The 14,960-nt window shown below is 49.3% G+C and carries 15 protein-coding genes and 1 pseudogene; all 16 read left to right on the plus strand.

Annotation, left to right across the window (positions count from 1 at the left end; translation table 11 throughout):
• Window positions 1-3: 3 nt before the first annotated feature.
• A complete protein-coding gene (locus JGK22_RS00900) occupies window positions 4-633 on the plus strand; it encodes a response regulator transcription factor (RefSeq protein WP_293204233.1) in 630 nt (209 codons plus the stop codon).
• 234 nt (window positions 634-867) lie between these two features.
• The gene (locus JGK22_RS00905) at window positions 868-1,443 is read left to right on the plus strand and encodes a DsbA family protein (RefSeq protein WP_293204231.1); all 576 of its coding nucleotides are present in this window, start codon (window positions 868-870) and stop codon (window positions 1,441-1,443) included.
• Window positions 1,444-1,537: 94 nt separating this feature from the next.
• Window positions 1,538-2,077 (plus strand): DNA starvation/stationary phase protection protein Dps, encoded by a 540-nt coding sequence (gene dps, locus JGK22_RS00910; RefSeq protein WP_293204229.1) that lies wholly within the window; start codon window positions 1,538-1,540, stop codon window positions 2,075-2,077.
• A 75-nt stretch (window positions 2,078-2,152) separates the two neighbouring features.
• Complete coding sequence (locus JGK22_RS00915; RefSeq protein ID WP_293204227.1) at window positions 2,153-2,977, plus strand: alpha/beta hydrolase; 825 nt, start codon at window positions 2,153-2,155, stop codon at window positions 2,975-2,977.
• A gap of 110 nt (window positions 2,978-3,087) precedes the next feature.
• On the plus strand, window positions 3,088-3,837 hold the full coding sequence (locus tag JGK22_RS00920; protein WP_293204225.1) for a glucose 1-dehydrogenase: 750 nt from the start codon (window positions 3,088-3,090) through the stop codon (window positions 3,835-3,837).
• Window positions 3,838-3,975: 138 nt separating this feature from the next.
• The gene (locus JGK22_RS00925) at window positions 3,976-4,842 is read left to right on the plus strand and encodes an alpha/beta fold hydrolase (protein WP_293204223.1); all 867 of its coding nucleotides are present in this window, start codon (window positions 3,976-3,978) and stop codon (window positions 4,840-4,842) included.
• A gap of 34 nt (window positions 4,843-4,876) precedes the next feature.
• Window positions 4,877-5,803, plus strand: coding sequence for an alpha/beta hydrolase (locus JGK22_RS00930; protein WP_293204221.1), 927 nt, complete (start codon window positions 4,877-4,879; stop codon window positions 5,801-5,803).
• Window positions 5,804-6,545: 742 nt separating this feature from the next.
• The gene (locus JGK22_RS00935; RefSeq protein ID WP_293204219.1) at window positions 6,546-7,223 is read left to right on the plus strand and encodes an isochorismatase family protein; all 678 of its coding nucleotides are present in this window, start codon (window positions 6,546-6,548) and stop codon (window positions 7,221-7,223) included.
• Window positions 7,224-7,396: 173 nt separating this feature from the next.
• Window positions 7,397-8,962, plus strand: a complete 1,566-nt coding sequence (locus JGK22_RS00940; protein WP_293204217.1) for a GMC oxidoreductase — start codon at window positions 7,397-7,399, stop codon at window positions 8,960-8,962.
• Window positions 8,963-9,068: 106 nt separating this feature from the next.
• On the plus strand, window positions 9,069-9,551 hold the full coding sequence (locus JGK22_RS00945; protein WP_293204215.1) for a nuclear transport factor 2 family protein: 483 nt from the start codon (window positions 9,069-9,071) through the stop codon (window positions 9,549-9,551).
• A gap of 368 nt (window positions 9,552-9,919) precedes the next feature.
• Window positions 9,920-10,081 carry a hypothetical protein gene (locus JGK22_RS00950; protein WP_293204213.1) on the plus strand — a complete coding sequence of 54 codons (162 nt, stop codon included), beginning with the start codon at window positions 9,920-9,922 and terminating at the stop codon, window positions 10,079-10,081.
• A 420-nt stretch (window positions 10,082-10,501) separates the two neighbouring features.
• Window positions 10,502-11,071: a DsbA family protein gene (locus JGK22_RS00955; protein ID WP_293204211.1), complete on the plus strand. Its 570-nt coding sequence runs from the start codon at window positions 10,502-10,504 to the stop codon at window positions 11,069-11,071.
• A 58-nt stretch (window positions 11,072-11,129) separates the two neighbouring features.
• Window positions 11,130-12,089, plus strand: a complete 960-nt coding sequence (locus JGK22_RS00960) for a zinc-dependent alcohol dehydrogenase family protein (protein ID WP_293204209.1) — start codon at window positions 11,130-11,132, stop codon at window positions 12,087-12,089.
• An 84-nt stretch (window positions 12,090-12,173) separates the two neighbouring features.
• A pseudogene (locus JGK22_RS00965) lies at window positions 12,174-12,928 on the plus strand (SDR family oxidoreductase).
• Between the two features lie 89 nt (window positions 12,929-13,017).
• Window positions 13,018-13,983 carry a zinc-dependent alcohol dehydrogenase family protein gene (locus JGK22_RS00970; RefSeq protein WP_293204207.1) on the plus strand — a complete coding sequence of 322 codons (966 nt, stop codon included), beginning with the start codon at window positions 13,018-13,020 and terminating at the stop codon, window positions 13,981-13,983.
• Between the two features lie 373 nt (window positions 13,984-14,356).
• A complete protein-coding gene (locus tag JGK22_RS00975) occupies window positions 14,357-14,950 on the plus strand; it encodes an ester cyclase (RefSeq protein WP_293204205.1) in 594 nt (197 codons plus the stop codon).
• The last annotated feature ends 10 nt before the right edge of the window (window positions 14,951-14,960 follow it).

Raw genomic sequence — 14,960 nt, forward strand, 5'->3', positions numbered from 1 at the left:
GTTATGAGCCAACCAGCGGTCATTCGGATTCTGATTGTGGACGATCATGTCATCGTCCAACAAGGATTAGAAGCCATCATCAATGAAGAAGAAGATATGAGTGTGATTGGTCTTGCCAAAGATGGTATTGAAGCCATCCAGTTGTTCCGTCAAACGCAACCAGATGTGACATTAATGGACTTACGGATGCCCCAAATGGGAGGAGTGGAAGCCATTACTACGATTTGTACTGAATTTAAAATGGCTCGCATCATTGTGGTGACGACATACGACGGAGATGAAGATATTTATCGAGGGTTACGGGCAGGTTCAAAGGGTTATCTGCTCAAAGACTGTAAGCCTAACGAACTGCGAACTGCTATTCGCGTCGTTCACAATGGGCAGCAGTATATCCCACCTCATGTTGGCGCTAAGTTGGCGCAGCGAATGACCAATCCAGAGTTGACCGATCGCGAATTAGATGTGTTGCGATTAGTGGCACAGGGTATGAGCAATCTGGAAATCGGTGCTGCCTTAAGTGTTACTGAAAGCACCGTCAAATCGAATATCAACCGCATTTTAAGCAAGTTGGGAGCCAAAGATCGCACTCAGGCAACCATTATTGCCTTAAAACGAGGGATTGCTAGCCTATAAGAATGTCATAGGAACTTAAGTTTGCTATGAACCTGAACTTAAGTTTGATATAAACCTAATACCTCAGATTGCCTAATAATTGATCTTTTTGTTGATTCAAATATAGCCCCTGAATTGATGACAGATTTGAGTTAGTCCCCTAAATTAAGGACATACAAACAATTGTAGGGTTGAGGAAAAGAAATTTCACAGTACAGCTTGTACGATGAACGCTCTTTCCTTCAGAGGTTTAGCATGAGTCACGATATTTCTGAAGCATCGGGCGATCGCAACCAGTTAGTTGAATCACCCTCTGCGCGAGACCATCGACAAGGATCGCTCAATGCCAGAGTTGTCCTAGTTGAGTATGGAGATTATCAATGTCCTCAATGTGGAGAACTTTACGTCTTAATTGAGACCATTTATGGGCAGCTTAATGGAACATTTCCAGAGGAAAATTATCTCTGTTTTGTGTTTCGACAGTTCCCACAACCTCAAATCTATCCTCAAGCTCAAAAGGCGGCAGCGGCGGCGCTAGCAGCAGGGGCACAGGGTCAGTTTTGGCAGATGCACGACATGCTGTTCAACCATCAACAAGCTTTAGGCAACGGCTATTTGGTGGAGTATGCCGATCGCCTGGGACTCAATATTCCCCAGTTTTTACAAGAGATGACTCGACAAGTGTATGTCGATCGCATCAACAAAGATATCGAAAGTGGCTTGCAAAGTGGAGTAACAACTGCGCCAGCACTGTTTATTAATGGAACTCGATATCGCGATCGCTGGAACATTGAGCAATTGATTACAGCTATCGTCACGGCAAGTCCCTAAATTTGTTGATTCTTAGAACCAAACAACATATCACTGAGGATAAATGCAGCTCGTTAAGCTGTAAAACCACCACAAACTCATAAGAGGTAATCTCATGACCACATTTCATACCGTTTCGATCGATCATTTAGATATTCAAGCAAAAGCTACAAAGCTCTATTCCAGTCGCATCGATCTACCCACTGAAAATCGCACTCAAATTATTGCCCTGCTCAATTTTGCTTTGGCTCTGACTCTCGACCTAAAAACACAGGTTAAGCACGCACATTGGAATGTCAAAGGCATGAATTTTTACCAATTGCACCAACTGTTCGACCAGATCGCCACTGAGCTTGATGAATATGTTGACACGATCGCCGAACGAGTTACCACCCTCGGCGGCACTGCAATGGGCACCGTCCGCATCGCTGCCAGCACATCTACTCTCCCCGAATATCCTGACGATATCATCGATGGCAAAGATCATGTGATAGCGATCGCCAATCGCCTTGCTCCCTATGCCAAAATCATGCGAGAAACAATCAATCTAACTAACGATTTAGAAGATGCGGATACTGCCGATCTTTTCACCGAAATATCGCGCACGGTGGATAAATATTTATGGTTTTTGGAAGCACATTTACAGGGCAATTAAAAATACTGTTTCCAAGATTGGTGAGAATAATAATATTTCTGATGACCTCTATGAAATGAAAAAGGAGACAGAAAAATGAGCACAATCACGACCAAAGATGGTACACAGATTTACTACAAAGATTGGGGTGCTGGACAGCCTGTTGTTTTCAGTCATGGCTGGCCCCTAAATTCTGATAGTTGGGAAGCTCAAATGCTATTTCTCGCTGACCACGGATTTCGCTGCATTGCTCATGACCGACGCGGACATGGGCGATCGAGCCAACCTTGGCACGGTAATGAGATGGACACCTATGCTGACGATCTCGCCGAGTTGATTGAAACCCTAGATCTGAAAGGTATTACCTTAATTGGCTTCTCCACTGGTGGCGGAGAAGTAGCCCGCTATATCGGTCGTCACGGCACTGCACGAGTCGCTAAAGCTGCGCTAATCTCTGCCGTACCACCGTTGATGCTGAAGACAGAGAATAACCCTGACGGACTTCCCATCGAGGTTTTTGACGGGCTGCGTGCTGGTTCTCTCGCCGATCGATCGCAACTCTACAAAGATATCGCTAGTGGACCATTCTTTGGCTTCAACCGTCCGAATGCCAAAGTCTCACCAGGTGCGATCGACTGGTTCTGGTTACAGGGAATGCTGGCGGGGCATAAGAACACGTTCGACTGCATCAAGGCTTTCTCAGAGACAGATTTCACGGAAGATCTGAAAAAGTTTGATGTTCCAACCCTGATCGTTCATGGCGATGATGACCAGATTGTGCCGATTGGGGCTGCTGCGATCGCTGGCGCAAAATTGGTGAAAAATGCCACCCTAAAAATCTATCCAGGCGCACCTCACGGACTAACTGACACGCATAAAGATCAGCTTAATTCAGACCTTCTGTCGTTTCTCAAGGAGTGACTCTGATCTGCTGATGTAAGACCCATGTTGCATATCCGAAAGGTATCTTCTTGTGTTCTCGCAACCTGTTTTAGATAACTCTTTCCAACTCCACAACTATAGGACTCACCATGAAAAAACTAGAAGGAAAAATTGCAGTCGTGACGGGTGCATCTAAAGGCATCGGAGCCTCGATCGCCAAACATTTGGCAGCCGAAGGTGCAGCCGTAGTCGTCAACTACGCCTCTAGCAAAGAAGGAGCCGATCGCGTGGTTGATGAGATTTCTAGCGCTGGTGGGAAGGCGATCGCAGTTCAGGCAAATGTGTCCAAAAAAGCAGAGATCGAACATCTGTTTGCACAGACGCAGCAGGTCTTTGGCAGGCTCGATATCCTAGTCAACAATGCTGGCATTTATGAATTTGCCCCACTTGAATACATCACGGAAGCGCACTTCCACAAGCATTTCGATCTGAATGTGCTGGGATTGATCCTCACCTTGCAGGAAGGAGTAAAGCACTTCGGACCAGAGGGCGGCAGCATTATCAACATTAGTTCGATCGTGAGCACCCTTGCGCCTGCAAATGGCTCGATCTATAGCGCCAGTAAAGCGGCTGTTGATGCTATCACAAAGTCGATCGCGAAAGAACTAGGACCACGCCACATCCGCGTCAACGCCATTAATCCTGGCATGGTGGAGACGGAGGGTTCTCACACAGCGGGAATGACCGAGGGCGAAGGTCGCCAACAGACTGAAGCGCAAACCCCACTGGGTCGCATTGGACAGCCACAGGATATTGCAACTGCGGCTGTTTTCCTCGCATCCTCCGATTCAGCCTGGATCACTGGTGAAACGCTATACGTCACGGGTGGTCTTAGGTAGTCGGCATCATTGCAGACAAGTTGTTTAGATATCTCCCATAATTCTTGTGGAACAGGCATCCTGCCTGTTCTTGATAGGCTTTTTAAGAGATGTCTTTTAGATACACCAAAGTTGCGAAACACTATAAGGAGTACTGTGATGTCACCCGAAAATACCACCAAGATGCCGATTGTCTTTGTTCATGGACTCTGGCTTCATGCAGAATCCTGGAATCCTTGGATCGAGTTCTTCCACGAGCATGGTTATGACGCGATCGCCGCAAGCTGGCCGGGCGATGGGGCAACCACCGAGGCAACGCGCCAGAACGCTGATGCTGTCGCAGGCTATGGCGTGACCGAGATCGCTGACCACATTGCCAAGCAGATCAAAAAGCTCGATCGCAAGCCAATCCTCATTGGACATTCCTTTGGCGGAATCCTAGTACAGAACCTACTTGGTCGTGACCTTGCTGCCGCTGCGATCGCGATCGATTCTGCGCCGCCCAAGGGCGTACCCGAACTGCCACTCTCGGCACTGAAATCCGCGTTTCCGGTTCTGAGCAATCCCTTAAACTTCTGGCGTGCGGTGTCCCTGACCGAGCAACAGTTCCGCTTCGGCTTTACCAACGCCGTTTCAGAGCAGGAAGCTAAGGAACTGTACGCCAAGTACGCAATGCCAGCCCCTGGGCGACCATTTTTCGAGGCTGCCACAGCAACCCTCAACCCAAATGCAGCAACGAAGGTCAATGTGGCGAACGCGACTCGCGGCCCGTTGCTGCTGATATCAGGCGCAGAAGACAACACAGCTCCGTCAGTGATGGTCAAGAGTGCGCTCAATCTGTATCACAGGAAATCGAAGGCTGTAACCGAGTTCAAGGAGTTCGCCGATCGCGGGCACTCCCTGGTACTCGATCGCGGCTGGCGAGAAATAGCTGAATACAGCTTGGACTGGATGCGATCTAAGCATCTTCGATCGGCAGAACGGAGTTCGTATGCTCAGATCTTACACCCAAGCCAAAATCCCTAGTCAAGTGGGGAAAGAGGGGTGAAGGAACAGCGGCGTGCCATCGATCCTTTCCCCCTCACATCATTGTGCGATCGATTATCGATCGATGAGGGCAACGACATTCCAGATCCTCCCTAATCAAAAACAGGAGACACAAAAGATGAGCACGATCGCCACCAAAGACGGTACGCAGATTTACTACAAGGATTGGGGCGCAGGACAGCCCGTTGTTTTTAGTCACGGCTGGCCTTTAAATGCCGATAGCTGGGAAGCGCAGATGTTGTTTTTGGCAGAGCGTGGCTTTCGCTGTATCGCCCACGATCGACGGGGACATGGACGATCGAGTCAACCCTGGAACGGCAACGAGATGGATACCTATGCTGACGATCTCGCCGCGTTGATGGAAACGCTCGATCTCAACGCGGCTACCTTAATCGGCTTCTCCACAGGCGGCGAAGTCGCCCGTTATATCGGTCGCCACGGCACAGCCCGACTTGCTAAAGCTGCGCTGATCTCTGCTGTACCACCACTGATGCTCAAGACCGAACAAAATCCCGATGGACTGCCGATCGAGGTATTTGACGGACTCCGTGCTGGTTCCTTAGCCGATCGATCGCAACTCTACCAAGATCTCGCCAGCGGCCCATTCTTCGGCTTCAACCGTTCGGGTGCCAAAGTCTCACAGGGCGCGATTGACTGGTTCTGGTTCCAGGGAATGCAGGCGGGTCACAAGAATGCATTTGACTGTATCAAAGCTTTCTCTGAAACGGATTTCACTGAAGATCTCAAAAAGTTTGACGTGCCAACACTGATAGTTCATGGCGATGATGACCAGATCGTACCGATTGGTGCTGCGGCGATCGCTGCTGCAAAATTGGTAAAAAATGCCACCCTGAAAATATATCCCGGAGCACCTCACGGACTGGCTGACACGCATAAAGATCTCCTCAATGCCGATCTGCTATTGTTTCTCAAAGACTGACCTCTAAAACAATTGCATCGATAGCATCATAAACGCATTCTGCGCTGCTGCCTCTGCTCGCTCAGAAGTAACCTTTTGATAGCGTAAAGTAGTTTGAATATTTTCGTGCCCCATCAGTGCTCGTAACTCTTCAATCCCCATTAACCCAACCCGCTCGGTGGCAAAGGTATGGCACAGATCGTGAATCCGCACACCTTGAAGTGACGCTGGAAACAGCGATCTAGTTTTTGTGGGAACATCGAATATAATCGAGGGGTAAATTTATCGACGATCGCGATTGAAAACGCCGAACTGAGTCAGAGAAACGGGTGCAACGTCTTGGGGTCTACGATCTTAATCTCGTTGGCGTAGCCTGCCTTCGGCAATCGTTCTCCACCGCCGATCGCGAAGCGCGCCACCAAGGCGGTCGATTACGATCTGCAAGTAATCCACGATATTGAACCGGAAATTTCACTGCCGTAAAACGATTCATGACTCTTGGAAACATCGATCTTTAAAAGTAGCTATACAAAGGTTTTAAGCCTGTCGTGATAAAGTTTTGCACGAATCATTGTCATACCCGATGTACTTTCGATCGAGTTCGGATTCTAACTTTAGTTAGAGCCAGCCTTCTACTTTGCGATCGCAGGGTTACTCTATCAATTTGTACTGTAAAAGTTTTAACTTGCTGTAGAAGACGGCTTGAAAGCGATCTCCTATATTGAACTTATTCTGAAATTTGAATGAAAAAAGAGATAAACCCATGAGCAACACCATCGACACAATGATCGATCCCAACGACGCCATTCTGCTGCTGATCGATCATCAGAGCGGACTCTTCCAACTTGTGCGTGACATCGAACTCCCAGTCCTCCGCTCCAATGTCACGGCGCTCGCCAAGACTTCCCGACTCGCCAAGATTCCGACCTTCACGACTGCTTCGGTGCCCGATGGTCCCAATGGTCCCCTGATTCCCGAAATCCACCAGCACAATCCTAACGCGGTTTACATTCCGCGCACAGGACAGATTAACGCCTGGGACAACCCAGCTTGGGTAGACGCGATCGAGAAGACTGGGCGAAAGACTCTCCTCATCGCCGGAACTCTCACCAGCGTCTGCATGGCGTTTCCGACGCTGAGCGCACTGGCCGCTGGTTACAAGGTCTTCACGATCATTGACGCTTCCGGCAACTGGAGCCAGATGGCGACCGAGCTCACTCTGGCCCGCGTCGTCCAGGCGGGAGCCATGCCCATCGACACTTACGCAGTAATCGGCGAACTCATGAACACATGGAACCGTCCGGACGCAATGGAGTTTGCCACTGTCATGGTTGACCTCATGCCGATTTACCGCGCCCTGATGGAGAGCTATGACAAAGCTCAATCCGTGCAACGAGATGGACAGGAGACCAAGCTCGATCGGCAAATGGCATCTGTGTAAAAGCACCTAATTACAACGCGCACGCGCAAAATAAGAGCGATTGCCATCACATCGAACCGCAAGATTGGCATCGTCACCGCAAAGCATGCAACGCAGGATCTTGGATTGATCACTAAAATTATCCCAAATGCGCGGCATGTGCCGTGCGGAGAAGACCTTACAGGAGTAATGAAATGAAAGGCAATCAAACAATCAACGCAACAGAACAGAGCCGCCGAGACTTTGCTGGGCGCGCTGGCCGAGCAGAGTTTGACATCATTATCGTCGGCGGTGGGTCCGCTGGCGCAGTGCTGGCCAACCGACTGAGTGCCGATCCATCTCGCCGTGTCTTGCTGCTCGAAGCGGGCAAGGCATATCCCCCAAACGCCTACCCCGACCCAGTCCGCCGCCAGGACCTATTAGGTGGCGATTCGCAGCATGACTGGGGCTTTTACAGCGAGCCTGGATTGCTGGGCAGAAGGCTTCAGCTTTACCGTGGCAAAGTACTGGGTGGCTGTTCAGCCGTCAACGGCGCAGTGACGATGCGGCTGCCAAAATACGACCACGATCGCTGGGCCAATGCGCATGACCTCGACGCCTTGAACTGGCAAAGCTCGCAGGCATTCTATCAATCGCTGGAGCGCAGCTCCGGCTCTGGCGGCGAGGGCCGTGACGGCCCCGTCCCCATCCACCAGCTTGGCGATGAGGAAGTCTCCGACCAGCATCGCGACTTCATCGCGTCGGCGCTGGCGGCGGGCTACGAGCGCACAGCGGGTTTCACGACCGAGCAGCCGCTGGGCGTTGGTCCGTATGTGATGAACACCCGCATGGGTGTGCGGCTCAACACGGGAATGACCCTGTTGGGTGATGCGGTGCGCACCCGGTCCAATCTGACCATCTGCGACGAGACGCTGGTCGATGCCGTGTTGGTGGAGCAAGGCAAAGCCCAAGGCGTCCGACTGGCTGGCGGCGCGATCATCCTGGCCGGTGAAGTCATCCTGTCGGCTGGCACGTATGTCAGTCCGGCGATCCTGATGCGATCCGGCATAGGCCCCTCCGAGGTGCTTCGCGGCCTCGATATCCCGGTCGTGTCCGAACTGCCGGTCGGTCGTCGTCTGCAAGACCATCCGCTGGTCCCGACCGTCTGGTCCATTCGTAAGGAAGCCGTCGGGCTTGCGTATCCTCCCATTGGCGCAATGCTGTGGACGGCATCGCGTGACGCGACGAGCGGCGAGGCGGATCTGAACATCAGCACCGCGCCAATGCCCGACGGTGGGCAAACCTCGGACGGTGTGATGTTCCTGCTCTTTGCTGCGCTTGTGAGACCACGTTCCGTGGGAACGCTGACCATCGCCAGCCGTGATCCCCATGCCGCTCCCATCATCGATCTCGGCTTCCTGACGGACAGCGGCGATCGCGATCGCTTGGTCGATGGTATCGAAGTCATCCGGAACATCGCGCGGCAGCAGCCCTTTGCCAGCATGGTGGGTGAAGAACTATCGCCGGGCGCGGCTAAGAGTGACCGCGCATCGATCAACGCCACACTGGCCGCCGCTGTGCAGAGCTATGGGCATCCGACCTCCACGGTTCCCATGGGCGGACCGCGCGATGCCGGGGCCGTGGTGGATATTGACGGGCACGTTCGTGGCGTCAAAAGCCTGCGAGTCGTCGATGCCTCGATCTGGCCTGACGTGCCCTCCGTCGCAACGGGTTTCCCGACCATGATGCTGGCCGAAAGCATCGCTGCCCGGATGGCCTAAGAGAAGTACGCAATCAGTGAAAGCAACCCCGCCCGAAAGGGCGATAGCTCTGAGATTTGCCGCAGGGGCAAGTCAACATCATCAACCCCAACTTGGACACAATCACATGAAACAAGATCATCTCACAAGCGACGTCACGCTTGCCACCGCCGCACCCGCACACACGCAAGAGGCTGGCAAGGGTCTGACCGCAGCGCAATTGCTGAAGCGCAGTCTGGACACTTTCCTAGCCAAAGATATTAAGGGCTGGGCTGAACTCTGCGACGAAAACGTGATCGTCGAATTCCCCTTCGCGCCCGACGTGGCGTCCAGAAAGCTGGTGGGCCGAGCGGCTATCTACGAGTATTTGAAGAACTATCCCAGCGTCATTGACGTGCAGCGGACTCCCACGCTGAAGATCATCGCTACCGATGACCCCAACATGGCCATTGCCGAGTGGAGCGTCTCAGGCCGGGTGATCAGTAACGGCAACCCCTATGAAATGAGCTACGCCACGTTTGTCACGTTCAAGAACGGGCTAATCGTCACCTACCGCGAGTACTGGAACCCGATGGCGTTCATGGCAGCCATGAGCGGCGCAAAGTTCTGAGGTCGCGCCGTGATCACCGAAAAACGAGCGGGAAGCCCCTGGCTTTAGACATGGGGAGGAACGTGGCTGCGACTTATTTAGTCGCCTAAAAATGAGTGCAGCGGCTTGAGTTTCAATGATATAATAGGTGCAGCGATTAAGAACAACCATCTACGTGTTGAAATAATTTCATAAGGTGTAACTCCTGAGTTGGTTCGTCTCGGCTTGACCGTAGCCTGATCAAACAAGCAACAGTGAATTATTGAGCGTACCTATCTGGCTTTGTGATGGACTCTGAAAGCATAAAAAGGTAAAAGTATACGCAAGGGTTGGATTTGTCCAATCTAAGTGGGTAGAGGTGGATTGATAACGCCTTTGAAAGTCCCTTTGTGGAATACATCAAGAATCCCCCCGATTCATCGGTGGGGAGTATCAAACCTGATGAAGCTGGAAATGACTTTGCTGTGAAGTATGATGCGGCGTTTCAACGCAGCCCCGATGTGGTGTTAGCTCATGCTGATTTGGTCACACTGCTAGCGACTAAAATTTAACTATAAATTGAGCAGTTCGTCTAGATTGAATTTAATCTAGACGAACTGCTTTTATGCATTGTATTTACCGAATCGTAAGCATTCGCGACGTGTTCAGATATTTATTGATTTCCTGATTCAACGATTTGGGAATCCGCCCTATTGGGAGAGAAATGTTTGACTGATGATACTACCTACTCTGATAGCCACTACAAACCAATGTACTCTCAAACAAATCAGTGCACCCGATTCTAACTTAAGTTATAGCCAACCTTCTACTCCGCGATGGAATGGTTACTCTATCAATTTGTACTGTAAAAATTTCAACTTGATATAGACGACAGCTTGAAGGCGATCGCCTATATTGAATTTATAGCAAACAGTCATGTAATCAACAGATTGAGCAAGTAAATTGCAAGGTCTTGATGCAGATCTAGAAAGATGAACGACGATCGTAGCCAGAGTTCCTTACTTATCCCACCTTCAACCCAAGATTGGATGCAAGGTGTGCTGAGTGCCAAGGTCGTGCTGGTGATGTATGGAGATTATCAAGACTCCAGAAGTGCGGACGTTTACAAGCTGATTAAAGTGATCAAACGAGAGCTTAGTACTTCTTTTGGAGAGGATTATTTATGCTTTATCTTCCGTCATTTTCCGCAAACACAGATTCACCCTCACGCTCAACGGGCAGCCCAAGCAGCCGTTGCCGCCGCTGTCCAAGGACAGTTTTGGTTAATGCACGACACTTTATTTGCCCATCAACAAAGGTTGGAGAATGGTTATCTAGTTGAGTACGCCAATGATTTAGGACTTGACATTCCTCAATTTCTCAAAGAGTTGGCTAAACAAGTGCATGTCGATCGCATCAATGAAGATATCGAAGGTGGAATACAGAGTGGAGTGACAACTGCTCCAGCCCTTTTTATCAATGGAAATCGATATATCGGGCACTGGAACATGACGGAGTTGATGGCAGCGATTATTGCTGCAAGTCAATTGCAACGAAATTAATACTAGGAGAAATAAAATGATACTTCAGAATCAAAAAGAGTTGGCATAGATGGAATCTATGAAAGCAGCCGTATTAACTGCGTTTGGTGATGCTGAGAAGTTTGAGATTCAAACTGTGCCTAAGCCAATACCAAAACCTAATCAGGTTCTAGTAAGGGTGTGTGCGACATCGATCAATCCAGTTGACTATAAGACTCGCCGTGGTGACTACAAAGACTTGGTTCGATTACCAGCAATTATCGGAGTTGACATTTCAGGGGTTATTGAGACAGTTGGAGAATCAGTGATAGACTTTGAGGTAGGAGACGAAGTTTATTACTCGCCACAGATTTTTGGAAAATCTGGCAGCTATGCTCAATATCATGTTGCTGATGCAGGGATTGTTGCGCTTAAGCCTTCTAACTTGTCGCACATTGAAGCAGCGTGTTTTCCTCTTGCAGGAGGAACGGCTTGGGATTGTCTAGTGACGAGAGGCAATCTTCAAGTTGGGGAATCAGTTCTAATTCATGCGGGTGCTGGTGGCGTTGGTTCAATTGCGATTCAACTTGCAAAAGCGATGGGAGCCTATGTTTTTACAACATGCAGTTCTAAAAATCTCGATTTTGTCAAAAAACTTGGTGCAGATCGAGCCATTGATTACAAGAACGAAGATTACGCGAAAGTTATTTATCAAGAAACAGATAAGCTAGGTGTTGATTTAGTTTTGGATACGATCGGTGGGCAAACAATCCAGCGTAGCCCAGAAATTATTCGCCCATTTGGCAGGCTTGTGAGTATTGTAGACACTGAAACGCCGCAATCACTCATCGAAGCATGGGGCAAGAATCTGACTATCCATTTTGTTTTCACGCCACAATACCGAGCAAAATTAGATGCTTTAACAAAACTAATCGAGCGCACTCAGCTTCGTCCCGTCATTGATTCAACGCTGTCTTGGAATCAGATAATTCAAGCACATCAGCGTCTAGAGCGAGGGGGGACACAAGGGAAAATTGTGCTGGAATTTACAGAAAATTAGACAAGCTTCACGGCGTTGGTAATTGCTAAACGGATCGGAGTTTGATTTTTGAAGGTCAATATTGATTGAAACAGGAGAAACAGGATGATACTGCAAGATAAAGTGGCGTTAGTCACTGGTGGTACATCGGGAATTGGCAGAGCAACAGCGATCGCCTTTGGTGCTGCTGGAGCAAAAGTCGTGTTCTCCGGTAGACGCGATGCAGAAGGTGAAAAAACCGCCAAACTGATTCGCGAAAAAGGCGCTGAATGCTTATACGTTCATTCAGATGCCTCGAATGAGGAAGACATCAAAGCATTAGTGCAAAAGACAGTCGAAACCTATGGACGACTCGATTGTGCCTTCAATAATGCCGGAATCGAATCACCGATGAAGCCCCTACATGAACATTCACTTGAACAATTCGATAAACTGATGGCGATTAACGTGCGGGGACTGTTTCTGTGCATGAAATATGAGATTCAACAGATGCTAACCCAAGGAACGGGAGTCATTATCAATAATTCTTCAACCAGCGGGTTAGTGGCGTTTGCCGGGACAAGTCCTTATGTTGCCAGTAAGCATGCCGTGATGGGGTTGACGCGGCCGCTGCACTCGACTATGCCCAGCAAGGCATTCGGATTAATGCTGTCAATCCTGGTCTGACTGCCACAGAGATGATCGATCGCTTTAGCAATAAAGATACTGCTCTAGAGCAGCAACTTGCGTCGATCGTGCCGATGGGTCGAATGGGTAAACCTGAAGAAATTGCCTCAACCGTTGTGTTCTTGTGTTCTGATGCTGCTAGTTACATCACAGGTCAGTCTTTAGTGATTGATGGCGGATATACAGCGAGTTAATTTTTGATTTTTGATGGTGGACTCACAGTGAATCGATCCATTTCAAGAGAGAACAACTGGACTTAATTTTTAGACGCAAGGAGGCTGATATGGAGTACATGCAAGCTGCGATACTGACCGCTTTTGGTGGAGCTGAGGTGTTTGAATTTCAAAACATCCCTAAGCCAGTTCCAAAAGCGACCCAAGTTCTGGTACGAGTATATGCGACCTCGATCAACCCCATTGATTATCAAACTCGTCGGGGTGACTACAAAGATTTAGTTCGTCTCCCTGCAATTATCGGAGTTGACGTTTCGGGCGTGATTGAAGCTATTGGAGAGGCAGTCACTCATTTGCAGGTTGGAGATGAAGTTTACTACTCACCCCAGATTTTTGGCGAGTTTGGTAGTTATGCTCAATACCACGTTGCAGAAGAAAGCATTGTTGCAGTTAAGCCGATTAATTTGACCCATGTTGAGGCAGCTTGCTTGCCGTTGGCAGGAGGAACCGCCTGGGATTGCCTTATAACCAGAGGGAATTTACAAGTCGGTGAAACAGTTCTAATTCATGCTGGAGCGGGTGGAGTCGGTTCGATCGCAATTCAACTAGCGAAAGCAATGGGTGCTTATGTATTTACAACATGTAGTGCCGAAAACTTCGACTTTGTTAAGAAACTGGGTGCAGATTATCCCATCGACTACAAGCATGAAAATTATATTGAAGTGATTGGGCGAAAAACGAAGGATCGCGGCGTTGATTTGGTTTTAGACACGATTGGCGGCGATACGATTGGACATAGCTCAGAAGTGATTCGTCCATTTGGCAAACTTGTCACAATCGTCGATATTGCAACGCCTCAAACACTTCTTGATGCCTGGGGTAAGAATTTGACGATTCACTTCGTTTTCAGTCCTCAATATAGAGACAAATTGGACGCACTGAGAAACCTGATTGAACGCGACCAGATTCGACCCGTCATTGATTCAGTTCTGCCTTGGAGTGACATCGTTCAAGCTCATCAACGTTTAGAAAAGGGAAGAATGCGAGGCAAGATTGTCCTGCAATTGACTGAGTGATAAAAACGCGCTGCAATTTTTCTCTATTCTGATGCTGCGAGCTACATCACAGGTCAGTCTTTGGCGATTCTCCTGTCGGAGAGGCTACGCCAACGATGGCGGATATACAGCGAGTTAATTTTCAATTACAGTCAACTTGTTGTCATCCCTGGCGGACCGCACGCCATTAACTGGACTCACGCCGATCGGGTCAATCCCGTGTTACTGGACTTTCTTCAGCAGGAATAATCAGTGACCTGCGATCGCTCAAATCGGAAACAGTATAAAGCGGAAATATTTAGATAAGAATCTGACAAATCATCGTAAGAATCTGAAAGAAGTTAAGCATTGGAACTGAATAAACTCTAGATACATAGAACCAGGAGAATATAACATGGTCAACAAACAAACTGTAGACGAACAAGCAAATAGAAAGGCAAGCACCAACTTGACACCAGCCCAGGAGTTTTTGCAAGAACTCTGGGAAGAGCATTTGGGGTACGAGTTTGGCACTCACAGTAATGAAGATGCCCTCGCTACGATGGTTGAAGATGCTTACGTTAACCACATCCCGATAATGACTGGGGGAGTCGGGAAACCAGCACTGCGCGAGTTTTATTCCAAATACTTCATTCCACAGATGCCGCCGGACATCGAGCTAATTCCGATCTCACGTACGATCGGAACCGACCAGCTTGTTGATGAAATGCTGGCTAAGTTCACTCATACCGTCCAGATGGACTGGATGCTACCCGGCATTGCGCCAACAGGGAAACTGGTTGAAGTGGCTGTGGTAGGGATTGTCCAGTTCCGCGACGGCAAGTTAGCCCACGAACACCTCTACTGGGATCAGGCAAGTGTATTGGTTCAGCTCGGCTTGCTCGATCCGGGTACACTTCCCGTTGTCGGGGTTGACAGTGCGCGCAAGCTACTCAATCCGAGCTTGCCCTCAAACGCACTGATCGATCGTGCTGGCGATCGCGACTAAATAATAGGAG

Source organism: Microcoleus sp. PH2017_08_TRC_O_A, from assembly GCF_020738665.1.
In the GTDB taxonomy this organism is placed as follows: Bacteria; Cyanobacteriota; Cyanobacteriia; order Cyanobacteriales; family Microcoleaceae; genus Microcoleus.